15 protein-coding genes, 1 tRNA gene and 1 pseudogene are annotated in these 14,092 nt (G+C 69.4%); 11 read left to right on the top strand and 6 right to left on the bottom strand.

What is annotated here, in order from left to right; genetic code table 11:
• Window positions 1-27: 27 nt before the first annotated feature.
• Entirely contained in the window at window positions 28-462 is a 435-nt protein-coding gene (locus MQH10_RS18000; RefSeq protein ID WP_242565391.1) for a DUF2948 family protein, read from the bottom strand.
• A gap of 402 nt (window positions 463-864) precedes the next feature.
• Here MQH10_RS18000 and MQH10_RS17995 point away from each other — a divergent pair.
• Together MQH10_RS17995 and MQH10_RS17990 are read left to right on the top strand one after the other, a co-directional pair.
• Window positions 865-939 (top strand) — tRNA-Thr (locus tag MQH10_RS17995).
• 276 nt (window positions 940-1,215) lie between these two features.
• Window positions 1,216-1,617, top strand: coding sequence for a hypothetical protein (locus MQH10_RS17990; protein ID WP_242565390.1), 402 nt, complete (start codon window positions 1,216-1,218; stop codon window positions 1,615-1,617).
• A gap of 1 nt (window position 1,618) precedes the next feature.
• Here the strand turns inward: MQH10_RS17990 and MQH10_RS17985 are convergent, their stop codons facing one another.
• The gene (locus tag MQH10_RS17985; RefSeq protein ID WP_242565389.1) at window positions 1,619-1,924 is read right to left on the bottom strand and encodes an LPXTG cell wall anchor domain-containing protein; all 306 of its coding nucleotides are present in this window, start codon (window positions 1,922-1,924) and stop codon (window positions 1,619-1,621) included.
• Window positions 1,925-2,055: 131 nt separating this feature from the next.
• On the opposite strand from MQH10_RS17985, the gene MQH10_RS17980 reads away from it, so the two are divergent.
• The gene (locus MQH10_RS17980; protein ID WP_242565388.1) at window positions 2,056-2,589 is read left to right on the top strand and encodes a DUF2239 family protein; all 534 of its coding nucleotides are present in this window, start codon (window positions 2,056-2,058) and stop codon (window positions 2,587-2,589) included.
• Here MQH10_RS17980 and MQH10_RS17975 read toward each other — a convergent pair.
• Both MQH10_RS17975 and MQH10_RS17970 read right to left on the bottom strand, forming a co-directional pair.
• Complete coding sequence (locus tag MQH10_RS17975) at window positions 2,586-2,930, bottom strand: hypothetical protein (protein WP_242565387.1); 345 nt, start codon at window positions 2,928-2,930, stop codon at window positions 2,586-2,588. The genes MQH10_RS17980 and MQH10_RS17975 overlap by 4 nt on opposite strands.
• 8 nt (window positions 2,931-2,938) lie before the next feature.
• Window positions 2,939-3,802 carry a hypothetical protein gene (locus tag MQH10_RS17970; protein ID WP_242565386.1) on the bottom strand — a complete coding sequence of 288 codons (864 nt, stop codon included), beginning with the start codon at window positions 3,800-3,802 and terminating at the stop codon, window positions 2,939-2,941.
• Between MQH10_RS17970 and MQH10_RS17965 the strand changes: the two genes are divergently transcribed.
• The 5 genes from MQH10_RS17965 (at window position 3,780) to MQH10_RS17945 (ending at window position 6,942) form a co-directional block, all read left to right on the top strand.
• Window positions 3,780-3,998, top strand: coding sequence for a hypothetical protein (locus MQH10_RS17965; protein ID WP_242565385.1), 219 nt, complete (start codon window positions 3,780-3,782; stop codon window positions 3,996-3,998). The two genes, MQH10_RS17970 and MQH10_RS17965, sit on opposite strands and share 23 nt — an antisense overlap.
• 58 nt (window positions 3,999-4,056) lie before the next feature.
• Entirely contained in the window at window positions 4,057-4,476 is a 420-nt protein-coding gene (locus MQH10_RS17960; RefSeq protein ID WP_242565384.1) for a hypothetical protein, read from the top strand.
• Window positions 4,477-4,554: 78 nt separating this feature from the next.
• Window positions 4,555-5,004 (top strand): MarR family winged helix-turn-helix transcriptional regulator, encoded by a 450-nt coding sequence (locus MQH10_RS17955; RefSeq protein WP_242565383.1) that lies wholly within the window; start codon window positions 4,555-4,557, stop codon window positions 5,002-5,004.
• The gene (locus MQH10_RS17950; RefSeq protein ID WP_242565382.1) at window positions 5,001-6,440 is read left to right on the top strand and encodes an MFS transporter; all 1,440 of its coding nucleotides are present in this window, start codon (window positions 5,001-5,003) and stop codon (window positions 6,438-6,440) included. The genes MQH10_RS17955 and MQH10_RS17950 overlap by 4 nt, the downstream gene beginning before the upstream one ends.
• Window positions 6,441-6,519: 79 nt before the next feature.
• The gene (locus MQH10_RS17945) at window positions 6,520-6,942 is read left to right on the top strand and encodes an OsmC family protein (RefSeq protein ID WP_242565381.1); all 423 of its coding nucleotides are present in this window, start codon (window positions 6,520-6,522) and stop codon (window positions 6,940-6,942) included.
• Between the two features lie 43 nt (window positions 6,943-6,985).
• Here MQH10_RS17945 and MQH10_RS17940 read toward each other — a convergent pair whose 3' ends face one another.
• Entirely contained in the window at window positions 6,986-7,990 is a 1,005-nt protein-coding gene (locus tag MQH10_RS17940) for an NAD(P)H-dependent flavin oxidoreductase (protein ID WP_242565380.1), read from the bottom strand.
• 133 nt (window positions 7,991-8,123) lie between these two features.
• Between MQH10_RS17940 and MQH10_RS17935 the strand changes: the two genes are divergently transcribed.
• The 3 genes and pseudogenes from MQH10_RS17935 to MQH10_RS17925 all read left to right on the top strand — a co-directional run bounded on the left by MQH10_RS17935 (window position 8,124) and on the right by MQH10_RS17925 (window position 12,434).
• Entirely contained in the window at window positions 8,124-9,557 is a 1,434-nt protein-coding gene (locus tag MQH10_RS17935) for a methylmalonyl-CoA mutase family protein (RefSeq protein WP_242565379.1), read from the top strand.
• Window positions 9,554-11,709: pseudogene (gene scpA, locus MQH10_RS17930) on the top strand (methylmalonyl-CoA mutase). Before MQH10_RS17935 ends, scpA begins: the two are co-directional and overlap by 4 nt.
• On the top strand, window positions 11,709-12,434 hold the full coding sequence (locus MQH10_RS17925) for a M23 family metallopeptidase (protein ID WP_242565378.1): 726 nt from the start codon (window positions 11,709-11,711) through the stop codon (window positions 12,432-12,434). Before scpA ends, MQH10_RS17925 begins: the two are co-directional and overlap by 1 nt.
• On the opposite strand, the gene MQH10_RS17920 is transcribed toward MQH10_RS17925, so the two are convergent.
• Window positions 12,402-14,060 carry a SulP family inorganic anion transporter gene (locus tag MQH10_RS17920; protein ID WP_242565377.1) on the bottom strand — a complete coding sequence of 553 codons (1,659 nt, stop codon included), beginning with the start codon at window positions 14,058-14,060 and terminating at the stop codon, window positions 12,402-12,404. The genes MQH10_RS17925 and MQH10_RS17920 overlap by 33 nt on opposite strands.
• Between the last annotated feature and the right edge of the window lie 32 nt (window positions 14,061-14,092).

Raw genomic sequence — 14,092 nt, 5'->3', positions numbered from 1 at the left:
CTACTTAGCGACGCCGGGCTCCCAGCGCTACGTCTCAGACAGATCGTGTCCGGGGGTGCGGCGCGTGGGCCACGGCGGCGAAACGTCGGCGAGGACCGCGTCAATGCATTCGACCGACACCCGCAGATCACCGCCCCCCGCGAAACTGAAGGTCAGAACGCCGCCCGGCGCCTCGCCCGGATCGAAGGTCAGGGTCAGCAACTCGATGACCGCGTCTTTCGCGCCTCGCCTCAGACGTCGCGCCTGGACGCCCAGGACGGATCCCAGTTGCAGGCCCGACCTCACGCGCGCGCCGCCGCCGGCCTCCCAGCAGAAGCGATTGAAGGTCACGGTCAGCAGCCGTCCCCGGGCGTCGAATCGAATGTCACCGATCTTGGCGACCGCATCCTGCAGCGTGGTCGCCAGCACCTGCAGGTCGTCCGCATCGGTCGCGAGCAGTCTCAGAGGCGCGTAGTCGGCCACCGTTTCAATCCTTGTAAGAGCCTTCGCTCCGGGTGCGTCGAACCGTTGCGCCTGGGGCCTGGATCGGCAGAGCCAGCATCCTGCGCGACGGCGGGGATTCGCGGGTCCGACGGCTTTGCTTCTAGCGCTTGAGCGCCGCGCCGGAAAGGCGGCGAGCCTTAGGCGCCGGACTTGGGAATCGCGGGCTTGGCGGGAGGCGCCTTCTCCCCGGCCTTCCGCCGGCGCAGATTCGCCCTGAGCGCCTCGGCCAACTTGGCCTCCCGGCTGGCGGCACCGGATTTGTCAGCTTTTTCCATGAAAATACGGGGTGCGGCGAAGGCGCGAACAGGTCAAGTGCGCTTTCCTCCGCTTTTTCACTTCACGCGGGCTTCGGCTTTGGCTATAGCCCCCGCCTCGCCTTTCGCCGCCGTAGCTCAGTGGTAGAGCGCATCCTTGGTAAGGCTGAGGTCGGCAGTTCAATCCTGCCCGGCGGCACCATCGGGGCCCAGGTTTTTCAAGAACTTGGGCCCCGACCAATTCCTTCCGCGCATCGCTTTCCAACCTCCGGATCGTTCGGCCATATGCCGGCGTCTTGACGCCCGCCGTAGTGGACCGCCCTCCCGTGGCGCGCGCCACGCCTCAGCCGCCAACAATCAGCCGCAATCGGCGCATGCGCCCCCCCCCCCTGAAATCCACCTGCAATCGCCGGGTCAAATCGTCCTGCGCCTTTGAAGGCCGCTCGACCTTGCGTGGATCGCCCAGGAGGAATGCGGGATGAAGAGCCTCTGGATTGGTCTCGGCCTGGTCATTGGCCTGCTGCCCATCGACGTGGCCCGAGCCGCGACACCGCCGCGGTCTGCGGCCACGGCCGCGCAGGAATTGATCGACTGGCTGCCGTCCCACTTCACCGGCCGCCTGGCCCGTTGGCGCAGCGAGACGCCGACCACGCTGCTGATCGCCAACACCCAGGGCGCGGCGTTCCGGGCGACCTTCTTCAGGCCCTGTCCGCAACTTGCCCACGCCAGGCGCTTTGAGTTCAAGAATCCCGACCGATCAGAGACCGGGGTCGACCGGTTCAGCGCGATCAGCGTCAAGGGCGCGACCTGCTATTTCCGCGACCTTGAGCCGGTTCCGCCCAACCTGCTCGGGGAGACGGCGATCGCGGGCGGGCAATAACCTACTTGATCTGCCGCCGGGCGGTCAGCCGCCCCACAAGCCCAAGCAAGGCTCCGCCTAGGACGACGGCGGAGGTCACGGCCTGCCCTGTCTCCGGCGACGCATGGGTCGCGGCAAGCACAGATGGAAGCAGGGTCACGCCGAGGGCCGCGACCGAGGACCCCAGGACCCCCTTGGAACGGTACCAGTCCTTGCCGCTCACCGCGGCGTTCTGGCTGGCGAGGTCGGCCGCCGTCTGGGCCGCCTTGACGATCAGGTCGGCATAGGCGTCCGCGCGCGTGGGCGTATCGAATTGAGCATCGCTCATCGGGTTTTCCTTCTTCACGGGGTGGACAACGGGGCGCCCTCGCCGATCCGCGGTCGCCGCGCGCGACCGATTCACGCCTTGCGAGGGCCATATTCATCCGGGTAGTAATCTGCGCCGAGCAGGAGCCGACCATGTCCGACCATCCGGGCGATGACACCTACACAGCCTTTGTCGGAAGCCGTCACCTCGCAGCCGGGCCGATCGGTCCGGTCTCTGCGGCCGCCCAGGCCGAAGCGGCCCGCGGCGCCACGCACATCGTCATCCTCTCGGACACGACCGGCCGGACGGTGGACGCGGCCGATCTAGAATCCGCGGGGCCGACCGAGCGGCCGGGGCGCGGCAGGCCGAAGCTCGGGGTGACCGCGCGCGAGGTGACGCTGCTCCCCCGCCATTGGGATTGGCTGGCCACACAGCCCGGCGGGGCGTCTGCCGCCCTTCGGCGGCTCGTGGATGCGGCGCGACGTGACAGCGTCGATGCCGACCAGACGCGGCGAAACCAAGAGGCGGTTCATCGGGCCATGACCACGCTCGGCGGAGATCTGCCAGGCTACGAAGACGCGCTCCGCTGTCTCTATTCCGGTGACCGAGAGCGGTTCGACGGCCTCATCGCCGCCTGGCCCACCGACATTTCAGCCTATCTGCACGCCCTCGCGGGCCGCGCCTAACGCCCGTTCTTGAGGGTCGCTCCGGCCAGGAAGGCGCCGAGCGCCGCCGCAAGCCACGGCCCCACTCGCGCCAACCATGCCCAGAAGGCGGTCACCCCGACCACCTTGTCCCTCTGAGCCTCAAGCTCGTCGATCCGCGCCAAAGCCGCCTGCAGGTCCCGCCGGACAGCGTCGACCAACTTGCCCGCTTCTTGCGCCTCGAGGCGCACGAGGCGTTCGCGGACGTCATCCATCTTGGTGCTCAGACTTTCCAGGCGCCGGGTCTGCGAGGCGATATTCTCGCCAATCTGTCTCAGGGTGAGGATTTGGACCTCCAACCCCGAGTTGAGGGCGGCCGACATGGTCTCGCTCATTGGCCGCCCGAGGCGGCCTTGAAGGCCCCAGTCAGCTGAGCGCCGCCGCTCATCAAGGAGCCGACGCCGCTCAACAGGCTGGCGATGTCCCCGATGGTCGCGCCGCTCTGGGTCTCTGTCGAATTCCGCGTGCCCGTCGAGTCGCTCGTCTGGCCATGGAACAGGTTCAGCGGCAGGCCGGAGAACATCTCCACCTGCTTCGACAGGGCCGTTGTCGGGGCGTCCCGATAGGCCTGATCCGCGCCGCGCAGTTGAGCGCCCAGGCCCGCCTGGGCCGCCACATTGGCCCGATCGTTCGCCTGGCGGTCCAGGCCCAACTGCCCCTGCCATTGGGCGTGCTGCATCGCGAGCTGGGCGTTAGCCGCAGACGCCTGCTGCCGCCGGTCGGCGTCCTGACCGGATAGCGCCGCCCCGGCGTTGAACATGTCCGCGTTCAGCTTCGAGAGCTGGCTGTTGCGCGCCCGCGCCAGCTCGCCCTCGGTCAACGACTTGGTGAGCGCCGCGCCGGAGCCGCCAAACGCGCCCTGCCCGGCCAGGGCCAGATCCTGGCTCGCCCGGGTGCGCCCCGCGTCGGCGTCGAAATCGGCCATGGCGGCGTTGGTCACCTGGTCGCGATAGGGGTTCATATAGGCCCCGATATTGTCCAGCACGCTGGCGGAGCTGACGCTCGGCGCCGGCCCCTGCATCAGCTTGTTGAACCAGCCCTGCCCGCCCACCGCCTCCGGATCGCCCGCCCCTAGCTGGGCGGCCCCGCTGGCCGCCTGACGCTCAAGGTCCGACACCGGCGCCACGCGGGAATAGGGGTCGGTCTGGCCGTACTTCTGGATCGCGCTGTTGATGCTCGACGCCGCGTCGTCCACCCATGTGGTGGTGGTCGAGACCGACACCGACGAGGTTCTGGTCAAGCGCCTCCTGCGCGGCAGCGAACCCGGACGCTTCGACCTCGAGAGCATCGTCGGCCCCACCCGGCACGACGCGCGCCTGCGGTGGGCGGCCCACATCACCGCCATCATCCCTCCGTTCCAGGCCCGGCGGATCATCGTCAGCGGCGGCTGATCGCACAGACCGCGCAGCTTCGAATTGCGATTATCTGTATTTAATATACAATTATCGCATGACCTCGCCCGATCCCCTGCCCGCCCTGATCGCGGCGGAACGCGCCCTGGACCGACACTGGTGGGAGACGCACCGCACGGACGCCGCCCGCCATGGCGGCGTGGCTTGGTCCGGCCTGTCCGCCGCCCCCTCGCCGCCCCGCACCGACGCCCAGATCCGCAAGGCGGCCGAGGCCCGCCAGCGCTTCCAGGACGCCTGGCGCAACTCGTCACAGGGCGCGACCTTGTCGGCCGTCGCCCGCATCCAGGCGGCCTGCGCAGCGGCCCATGCGGCGGCCGAGCGGGCCCGGTCCGCGGCGGCCCGAGGCCTCCCCTCCAATCCCGCCCCCTGCCAGGCCGCACTCGTAGAGGCCCGCAGTCACGCCGCGGACCTGCTGCGCGGCCTGCGCGCCGCCCGCCGCGCCCTCTCCGGACTCTAGGCCTGTGACATCGGGACATTTGCCAAGCCCTCCTCAGCTCGATAAAGATAGTTAGACGACCTAACTATAAGAGCGCCCTTGCCCCTCTCCGCCCTCACCTCCTCCGACCCGGAGCCCTTGGCCGAAGCCCTGCGCCCCCTGCTGCTGCGGGTGTCGCGCCGCCTTCGGCAGGAGGCCCAGAAGGCCGGCGTCTCGGCCCTCGACGCCCTCATCCTCGGCCAGATCAAGCGCGCGCCGGGGGTCGGCGTCTGCGACCTCGCCGACGCGGAGAAGCTCTCCCGCCCGACCATGAGCAGCCATGTGAAGCGCCTGGAGGCGGCCGGCTGGGTCGCCCGCGCCGACCACGTCGACGACGGTCGCCGGTCAGGCCTTCGGGTCACCCCCGCAGGCGAGGCGCGGCTCGAGGAGATCCGCAAACTCCGCAACGACTGGCTCTCCGTGCGCCTCGCCCGATTGTCCCCGGACGGCCGCGACCAGTTGGCCCAGGCCGCCCTGCCCCTCCTCCAGCTTCTGAGTCTCGACGCATGACGGACCTCGCCCTCAAGCCCGAAGAGACTGGCGCCAAGGCCGCCGTCACCCGCGGCTGGATCGTGCCGGCCATCATCGGCTCGGCCCTGATGATGCAGACGCTCAGCGCCACGGTGCTGTCCAACGCCCTGCCCACCATGGCCCGCGCCCTGCACGAGGATCCGCTGCGGCTCAACCTCGCCATCACCATGTATCTGCTGGCCTCGGCGGTGTTCCTGCCGGTCAGCGGCTGGGCGGCGGACAAGCTGGGGGCCAAGCGGGTCTTCCTCGCCGCCATGATCCTCTACGCCCTGGCCTCGGCCGCCTGCGGCTTTGCGAATAACCTCGCCGAACTGGTCCTGGCCCGGATCTTCCAGGGCACAGCCAGCGCCATGATGGTCCCGGTCGGACGCCTAGTCCTGTTGCGCACCACGCCCAAGAGCGAACTGGTCGGCGCCATGTCGGTACTCACCATGCCGGCCCTGCTGGGGCCGGTGATCGGCCCCGTGCTCGGCGGCGCCATCGTCACCTTCGCCGACTGGCGCTGGATCTTCTTCATGAACCTGCCGATCGCCGTGTTCGGCGGCGTCATGGTCTGGCGCTATGTGCCCAATGTCGCCGAACAGGACGTGGCCCCCATCGACTGGATCGGCATCCTGCTCACCGGGATAGGCCTCGCCACCCTGATCTTCGGCTTCGAGAACCTGGGCCGCCCCCTGCTGCCCGGCTATGCGGTCGCCGGCCTGTTCCTCACCGGCCTGGCCTCGCTCTTCGCCTATGGGGTCTATTCGCGCAGCAATCAGCACGCGATCCTCGACCTGCGCCTGTTCCGGATCCAGACCTTCTCCGCCTCGATCATCGGCGGCGGCTTCATGCGGCTCGCCATGGGCGCCATGCCCTTCATGCTGGCCATGCTGTTGCAGATCGGCTTCGGCATGAGCCCGTTCCAGGCCGGCCTGCTCACCTTCATGAGCGCCGCCGGCGCCATCGTCATGAAGACCGCCGCCCCGCCCATCCTGCGCCGCTTCGGCTTCCGCACGGTGCTGATCGTCAACGCCGTCATCACCGGGATCAGCTTCCTGGCCTATGGCCTGTTCAAGCCCACGACCCCGCACATCGTCATCATGGCCGTCCTGCTGGTCGGCGGCTTCTTCCGCTCCCTGCAGTTCACCAGCCTGAACGGCATGGCCTTCGCCGACGTGGAACAGCACCAGATGAGTCGCGCCTCGACCATGTCCAGCATGGCCCAGCAGCTGGTCCAGTCGATCGGCATCGGCCTGGCCGCCCTCCTGCTGCACTATTTTATGGTCGCCCAGGGCCAGCACCATCTGACCGCGGCCACCATCTCCCCCGCCTTCCTGGTGGTCGGCGCCATCACCTTCATTTCGCTGGTCTTCTATTTCCCCCTGCCGGCGGACGCGGGCGACGAAATGAACAGCCGTCGCCCCAGGGCCTGACGCCGCGCTGATCCCGACGCAATTCGGTGTCATTCTGCTCTGCCAGGGTCGGGGGACCACTGCAGCCCAGGAGGACAAGATGATCCGCAAAGCCCACGCCCAATGGCGCGGAACCGGTCGGGACGGGACTGGCGACCTGACGACCGAGTCCGGCGTGCTCTCGCACACGCCCTATTCCTTCAAGACCCGCTTCGAGGCCGAGCCGGGCACGAACCCGGAGGAACTGATCGCCGCCGCCCACGCCGGCTGCTTCACCATGGCTCTGGCCTTCCAGCTCCAGACCGCGGGCTTCACGCCGGAGGAGCTGAACACCGAAGCCGCCGTCTCCCTGGTCCAGGCCGACGGCGGGTTCAAAATCGAGAAATCCGCCCTCACCCTGCGCGCCAAGGTTCCGGGCCTGGACAAGGCCAGGTTCGACGAACTGGCGGGTGTGGCGGAGAAGAACTGCCCGGTCTCCCGGGTGCTGAACGCCGAGATCACCCTCGACGCCACGCTCGACTAGGGAATGCGGGCCGGCGACGCGCTTGCGCCGCCGGCCCGGGGTCCTATTCCGCGGCCATCAGGTGCTTACCGGCGGTGAGCGCGGTCTTGGCCGCGAGCGCCGCCTTGGCCGCCTCGTATTCGTCGGACAGGCGCTGCACCAGCTCGCCGGCGGTGGGGATGCTCTTCACCGCCCCGATGCCCTGGCCGCAGCCCCAGATGTCCTTCCAGGCCTTGGCCTTGGTGTTGCCACCCGAGCCGAAGTTCATCTTCGACGGGTCGGAGACCGGCAGGTTGTCCGGATCCAGCCCGGCCGCCTCGATCGAGGGGCGCAGATAGTTGCCGTGCACGCCGGTGAACAGGTTCGAATAGACGATGTCGTCGCCGCGGCTGGCGACGATCATGTCCTTATAGTCCTGCTGGGCGTTGGCTTCCTGGGTCGCGATGAAGGCCGAGCCGATATAGGCCAGGTCCGCGCCCATGGCCTGGGCGCCCAGGATCGCCGCGCCATTGGCGATCGATCCCGACAGGGCGATCGGCCCGTCGAACCACTCGCGCAGCTCCTGGATCAGGGCGAAGGGCGACAGGTGCCCGGCATGGCCGCCGGCGCCGGCCGCCACGGGAATCAGGCCGTCGGCCCCCTTCTCCACCGCCTTGCGGGCGAAGCGGTCATTGATGACGTCGTGCATCACGATGCCGCCATAGGAGTGGATCGCGGCGTTCACATCCTCGCGGGCGCCCAGCGAGGTGATGTTCACCGGCACCTTGTATTTCACGATCAGCTCGATGTCCTGCTCAAGCCGGTCATTGGTCTTGTGGACAATCTGGTTGACCGCGAAGGGCGCCGACGGCCGGTCCGGATTCTTGCGGTCCCAGTCGGCCAACTCCTCGGTGATCTGCGCCAGCCACTCGTCCAATTGGCTGATCGGACGGGCGTTCAGCGACGGAAACGACCCGACGATCCCCGCCTTGCACTGGGCGATCACCAGGGCCGGGTTGGAGATGATGAACAGCGGCGAGGCGATCACCGGCAGACGAAGACGTTCAGCGAGAATGGGGGGCAGGGCCATGGGCGCGTTTCCAATCGATGCGGTTCTTATTTTTACAGCGTATACACATGATCCGGACCTGTGCAAGCATAGGGTTTCCCTTGACCCAGCGGCGCCTTGACGCCCGGCCTTTCCCTGGCCCATCTGGCGGCCGATGACCAAGCCAGCCTCCCAAATCACCTCGCCCTTCCCGACCGCGACCGCGGCCGAATGGCGTGTCCTGGTCGAGAAGACGCTCAAGGACGCCCCCTTCGAAAGTCTCCTGCGCGAGACGCCCGAGGGCCTGCCGATCGCGCCGCTCTATGAGTCGGGCGCCAGCGCCCCGGCGATCACCCCGCGCCCCTTCGACGCCGAGCGCCCCTGGGACCTGCGCGCCGCGACCCGTCACCCCGATCCGACCGGTGCGCGCACCGAGCTGCTGGCCGACCTGGAAGGCGGCGCGGCCTCCGCCCTGATCCGCATCGACCCGACCGGCGAGACCGGAACCGCTATAGGCTCGCCCGAGGCCCTGGCCCGCGCCCTGGACGGCGTGCTGGTCGAGTTGGCGCCCGTCGCCCTGGACGCCGGCTTCCTAGGCCCCAAGGCCGCCGACTGGCTCAGCGCCTTCGCCAAGTCGGCGCCCAACGCCCTGCTCGCCTTCCACATGGACCCGCTCAGCGCCTTCGCCGAGGCCGGCGTCAGCCCTGGCCCCGTTGAGAGCCATCTGGTCTCGGCCGCCACAGTCGGCGCCCGCCTGGCCGAGATCTATCCGAAGTCGACCCTGTTCCTGGCCTCCGGCCGGGCGGTGCATGAGGCGGGCGGCGGCGAGGCGGGCGAACTGGCCTTCGCCCTCGCCGCGGCGGTCGCTTACGCCAAGGCCCAGGTCGTGGCCGGCGCCTCCATGGCCGACGCCTTCTCCCGCATCGTCCTGGGGCTCAGCGCCGACACCGACTACTTCCTGACCATCGCCAAGCTGCGGGCCGCTCGCCTGCTCTGGGCCCAGGTCACCGCCGCCTGCGGCGTCGAGGCGCCGGCCCGGATCGAGGCCCGCTCCTCGCACCGCATGCTGGCCGCCCAGGACGCCTGGACCAACATGCTGCGCCTGACCTCGGCCGCCTTTGGCGCGGCGGTCGGCGGCGCCGACGCCGTCCAGCTCGGCGCCTTCACCGATCCCCTCGGCCTGCCCACCGCCTTCGCTCGCCGCCAGGCCCGCAACGCCCAGCTGGTGCTGATGGAAGAGGCCCACCTCGGCCGGGTCGCCGATCCCGCCGCCGGGGCCGGCTATGTCGAAGCCCTCACCGACGAGATGGCCCGCGCCGCCTGGGCGGAGTTCCAGGCGATCGAGGCCAAGGGCGGCCTGATCGAGGCCCTGGCCTCCGGCCTGGTCGCCAACGAGGTCGCCAAGGTCACAGCCGCCCGCGAGGCCGCCGGCAAGCCGCGCATCGTCGGCGTCACGGCCTTCCCGCCCACTCAGCAGGCCCCGGTCGAAGTGCTGAGCGTGCGCCCGAAACCGGTCGACGCTCCCTCACCCCGCCTGCCCGGCCCTGACGGCCACTGTCCGCCCCTGCGCCCGATCCGTCTGGCGCAACCCTTCGAGGCCGCACAATGAGCCGCTTCCCCGACTTCTCCACCCTGGCCTTCGCCCCGCCCTCGGCGGACGCCGTTGCGACCGGGCCCGCCTGGGACACGCCCGAAGGCATCGCCGTGAAGCCGGGCTATGCCCCAGCCGATATCGAGGGCCTGGACGCCCTGGCCGGATATCCGGGCCTCGCCCCCTTCGTGCGCGGTCCCTATCCGACCATGTACCTGACCAACCCGTGGACGGTCCGCCAGTACGCGGGCTTCTCCACGGCCGAGGACTCCAACGCCTTCTACCGCCGCAACCTGGCGGCCGGTCAGATGGGCTTGTCGATCGCCTTCGACCTCGCCACCCACCGCGGCTACGATTCAGATCACCCGCGGGTGAAGGGCGACGTCGGCATGGCGGGCGTCGCCATCGATTCCATCCTCGACATGCGCACCCTCTTCGACGGCATCCCGCTCGATAAGATGAGCGTGTCCATGACCATGAACGGCGCGGTGCTGCCGATCCTGGCCCTCTACATCGTCGCCGGCGAGGAACAGGGTGTCAGCCACGCCCAGCTGTCAGGCACGATCCAGAACGACATCCTCAAGGAGTTCCTGGTCCGGAACACCTACATCTATCCGCCGTCGCCTTCGATGCGGATCATTTCGGACATCTTTTCATATACTTCGCGCGAAATGCCGAAGTTCAACTCTATCTCGATCTCGGGCTATCACATCCAGGAAGCCGGGGCGACGCTCGACCTGGAGCTCGCCTACACCCTCGCCGACGGCATCGAATATGTCCGCGCCGGGGTCGCCGCCGGCATGACCGTCGACCAGTTCGCGCCCCGCCTGTCCTTCTTCTGGAACGCGGGCATGAACGCCTTCATGGAGATCGCCAAGCAGCGCGCCGGCCGCCTGCTCTGGGCCAAGCTCATGAAGGAGGAGTTCGATCCCAAGGACAGCCGCTCCCTGTCGCTCCGCGCCCACACCCAGACCAGCGGCTGGAGCCTCGCGGCCTCGGACGTCTACAACAACGTCGCCCGCACCTGCGTCGAGGCCATGGCTGCAGCCGGCGGCCAGACCCAGAGCCTGCACACCAATTCGCTGGACGAGGCGCTTGCGCTTCCCACCGACTTCTCCGCCCGCATCGCCCGCAACACCCAGCTGTTCCTGCAGCTGGAAGGCGGCCAGAACCGGGTCATCGATCCCTGGGGCGGCTCCTACTATATCGAGCGCCTGACCGCCGACCTCGCCGCCCGCGCCCTGGAGCACATCGCCGAAGTCGAAGCCCTGGGCGGCATGGCCAAGGCCATTGAGGACGGTCTGCCTAAGCGCCGCATTGAGGAGGCGTCGGCCCGCACCCAGGCCCGCATCGATTCCGGTCGCCAGTCCCTGGTCGGCGTGAACCGCTACAAGCCGACCGTCGCCGACGAGATCCCGGTGCTCAAGGTCGACAACTCCGCCGTCCGCGAGCGTCAGCTCGAGAAGCTCGCCCGCCTGAAGGCCGAGCGCGACCCGGCCGCCGTCGAGGCCGCGTTGGACGCCCTGACCAAGGGCGCGGCCGGCAAAGCCAACCTGCTTGAGCTGGCCGTCGAGGCCGCCCGCGCCAAGGCCACGGTGGGCGAGATCAGCTACGCCCTGGAAAAGGTGTTCAACCGTCACTCCGCCAAGGCCTCGGCCGTCAGCGGCGTCTACCAGCGCGAGGCCGGGGCCACCCCGGCCAGCGACCGCGCCAAGGCCATGACCGCCGCCTTCGTCCAGGCCGACGGCAAGAAGCCCCGCATCCTGGTCGCCAAGATGGGCCAGGACGGCCACGACCGCGGCCAGAAGGTGATCGCCTCCGGCTTCGTCGATCTCGGCTTCGACGTCGACATCGGCGACCTGTTCCAGACCCCGGCCGAGGCGCCGCCGAGGCGGTGCGCGAGGGCGTCCATGTGGTGGGCGCGAGCTCCCTGGCGGCCGGCCACCTCACCCTGGTGCCGGAGCTGAAGGCCGAATTGGCCAAGCTCGGCCGCGCTGACATCCTGGTCGTTGTCGGAGGTGTGATCCCCCCGGAAGACTTCCAGGCCTTGCGCGACGCCGGCGTAGCCGCAATCTTCACGCCTGGAACAGTCGTTCCCGAGGCGGCGATCGAAGTTATGGAACGGCTGAACGAACAACTGGGCTACGCCCAGCTCGAGGCCAGCGCCTGATGCGGCTGGGCGCGGGGCTTCTGGCCGCCGGCCTGGCGGGCGCGCTCGCCGTCCTGCCGGCCAGCGCCGACGCTCCGGCCCGCCTGCACCTGATCGCCGCGTCCATTCCCGCCGTCGCTCCGGTGCCGATGGCGCCCAGCGTTAGCCGCACCCGCTACTGGCCGGTCGTCACCGCCCTGCCCCAGGCGACCGTCGTGCCCGCCGTCCTGGCGAACGGCCAGGTGCAGGGCAGCCGTGATCGCACCTTCGACAGCCGCCGCCCGTCCGATCCCAACAAGCCCCAGACCCGCCGCCATGTCGGGGTGGATCTGACCGCCGCCGAGGGCGACACAGTCGTCGCCATGGAGCCGGGCCGGATCGTCGCCTTCTACCCCTTCCTGGCCCGTTCGCCCGCCGACGGCGGCGAGCAGACCTGGGCGATCCTGGTCGCCCACAAGGACTATGTCGCCCTCTATGGCGAGGTGCGCGCCAGCTCGCTCGCGGACCGCCGCCTCGCGGTCGGCGACGCCGTCGCAGGCGGCCAGCCCATCGGGATGGTCAGCGGCACCGCCCAGCTGCACACCGAGATCTATCCCGCCGGGACGACGCATAACTACCAGTGGCCGGTCGGCGCCTCGCCGCCGCCCCAGATGCGCAACCCGACCCAGTTCCTGCTCGACACCGCCGCCAACGGCCTGCGGATCTATCCGGGCTCAGGCCACTCCGTCCTCACCGCCGCGCCTTAGGGTCCTGGCCGCCGCCGCGGGATCGCTGCGGAACCGCACCAGCGGCGGGACCAGCCCCTGCAGCATCAGCGCCCGGCGCACGGGCTTGTCGGCGCCGGTCAGGATCACCCGCGCCCCCCGCCGCGCCGCATTGCGCGCGAAGCTGGCCATGGCCGCGGCCCCGGACGAATCCATCATCTGCACGTCCGACAGGTCGAGGATATAGCCCTTGGGCCGCTCGCCGATGGCGTCCAGCGTCGCCCCCACCTGGGCCGTGGCCCCGAAGAAGAAGGCGCCGGAGATCTTCAGGGTGGCGATGTCGCGATCCAGGGTCAGGGCCGGACCGAACCCTTCGGAATCGTCCTCCCCCGCGTTGTCGCCGCCGCGCACATCCACCGCCTTGGCCATGCGGTGGATGAACAGCAGGGCGCCCAGCGAAAAGCCGGCGATGATGCCGGTGCTCAGGTCCTTGGCCAGTGTCAGGCCGAAGGTGGTCAGCAGCACCGCCGCATCGGCCCTGGAGGCCCGAATCAGGGTGGCGAACTCATGCTTCTCGGCCATGTTCCAGGCCACCAGGGCCAGCAGCCCGGCCAGGGCGGCCAGCGGGATATAGGCCGCGAGCGGCGCGGCCACGACCAGGAACGCCAGCAGAAAGCCGGCATGCAGCATGCCGGCGATCGGCCCCCGCGCGCCGGACCTCACATTGGTCGCGGTCCGGGCGATCGTCCCGGTCACCACGATCCCGCCGAACAGGGCCGAGCCGATATTGGCGATCCCCTGGGCGATCAGCTCGGTGTCTGGCCGATGCCGCCGCCCCGACATGCTGTCGGCCACCACCGCCGACAACAGGCTCTCGATCGCCCCCAGCAGGGTGAAGGACAGGGCCGACGGCAGAACGGACTGGACCTTGGCCAGGCTCAGCGCCGGCAGGCGCGGCGCCTCCAGCCCCTGGGCCAGGTGACCGAACCGCGCCCCGATGGTCTCCACCGGCAGATGCAGTCCCCAGGCCGCGACGGAGGCCAGCACCACGGCGATCAGCATCCCCGGCCAGAGCGGCTTGAAGCGCTTCAAGGTCAGGATCACCACGATCACCCCGACCGCGACGGCGATCGCCATCGGATTGGCGGTCGGCAGGGCGTGGACCAGGGCCGCCAGCTTGGGGATCAAGGGCCCGGGCTCTGGCCCAGTCAGCTTCAGGCCCAGCAGATCCTTCAGCTGGCTCGCCCCGATGATCACGGCGATGCCGCCGGTGAACCCGACCGTCACCGGATAGGGCATGTAGCGGATGAAGGTCCCCGCCCGGATCAGCCCGAGCGTCGCCAGCATCAGCCCTGACAGCATGGTGGCCAGCAATAGCCCGTCCAGGCCGTGGGCCTGCACCGTGGCGGCCACCAGCACGATGAACGCCCCCGCCGGCCCGCCGATCTGATAGCGGCTGCCACCCAGCAGCGAGACCAGGAAGCCGCCGACAATGGCCGTGAACAGTCCCCGGTCCGGCGACACGCCCGAGGCGATGGCGATGGCCATGGAGAGCGGCAGGGCCACGATGGCGACCGTCAGGCCCGCGATGGCGTCGGCCCGCAGGTCCCTGAGGCCATAGCCTTCTCGCAGCACGGTCAATAGCTTGGGTTCATACCACGTCCGCATCGGGAACCTCGCCGACTCCAGAGACCGGCAAG

Source organism: Phenylobacterium aquaticum, assembly GCF_022695515.1.
Lineage (GTDB): Bacteria > Pseudomonadota > Alphaproteobacteria > Caulobacterales > Caulobacteraceae > Phenylobacterium > Phenylobacterium aquaticum.
This window is presented reverse-complemented; position numbering and strand designations above follow the sequence as displayed.

Coding starts and splice junctions, on each gene's coding strand:
- MQH10_RS17985 (WP_242565389.1), bottom strand. CDS start 1,924: ATGAGCGATGCTCAATTCGATACGCCCACGCGCGCGGACGCCTATGCC.
- MQH10_RS17965 (WP_242565385.1), top strand. CDS start 3,780: ATGCTCGACGCCGCGTCGTCCACCCATGTGGTGGTGGTCGAGACCGAC.
- MQH10_RS17980 (WP_242565388.1), top strand. CDS start 2,056: ATGTCCGACCATCCGGGCGATGACACCTACACAGCCTTTGTCGGAAGC.
- MQH10_RS17920 (WP_242565377.1), bottom strand. CDS start 14,060: ATGCGGACGTGGTATGAACCCAAGCTATTGACCGTGCTGCGAGAAGGC.
- MQH10_RS17960 (WP_242565384.1), top strand. CDS start 4,057: ATGACCTCGCCCGATCCCCTGCCCGCCCTGATCGCGGCGGAACGCGCC.
- MQH10_RS17940 (WP_242565380.1), bottom strand. CDS start 7,990: ATGGCCCTGCCCCCCATTCTCGCTGAACGTCTTCGTCTGCCGGTGATC.
- MQH10_RS17925 (WP_242565378.1), top strand. CDS start 11,709: ATGCGGCTGGGCGCGGGGCTTCTGGCCGCCGGCCTGGCGGGCGCGCTC.
- MQH10_RS17945 (WP_242565381.1), top strand. CDS start 6,520: ATGATCCGCAAAGCCCACGCCCAATGGCGCGGAACCGGTCGGGACGGG.
- MQH10_RS17935 (WP_242565379.1), top strand. CDS start 8,124: ATGACCAAGCCAGCCTCCCAAATCACCTCGCCCTTCCCGACCGCGACC.
- MQH10_RS17975 (WP_242565387.1), bottom strand. CDS start 2,930: ATGTCGGCCGCCCTCAACTCGGGGTTGGAGGTCCAAATCCTCACCCTG.
- MQH10_RS17950 (WP_242565382.1), top strand. CDS start 5,001: ATGACGGACCTCGCCCTCAAGCCCGAAGAGACTGGCGCCAAGGCCGCC.
- MQH10_RS17990 (WP_242565390.1), top strand. CDS start 1,216: ATGAAGAGCCTCTGGATTGGTCTCGGCCTGGTCATTGGCCTGCTGCCC.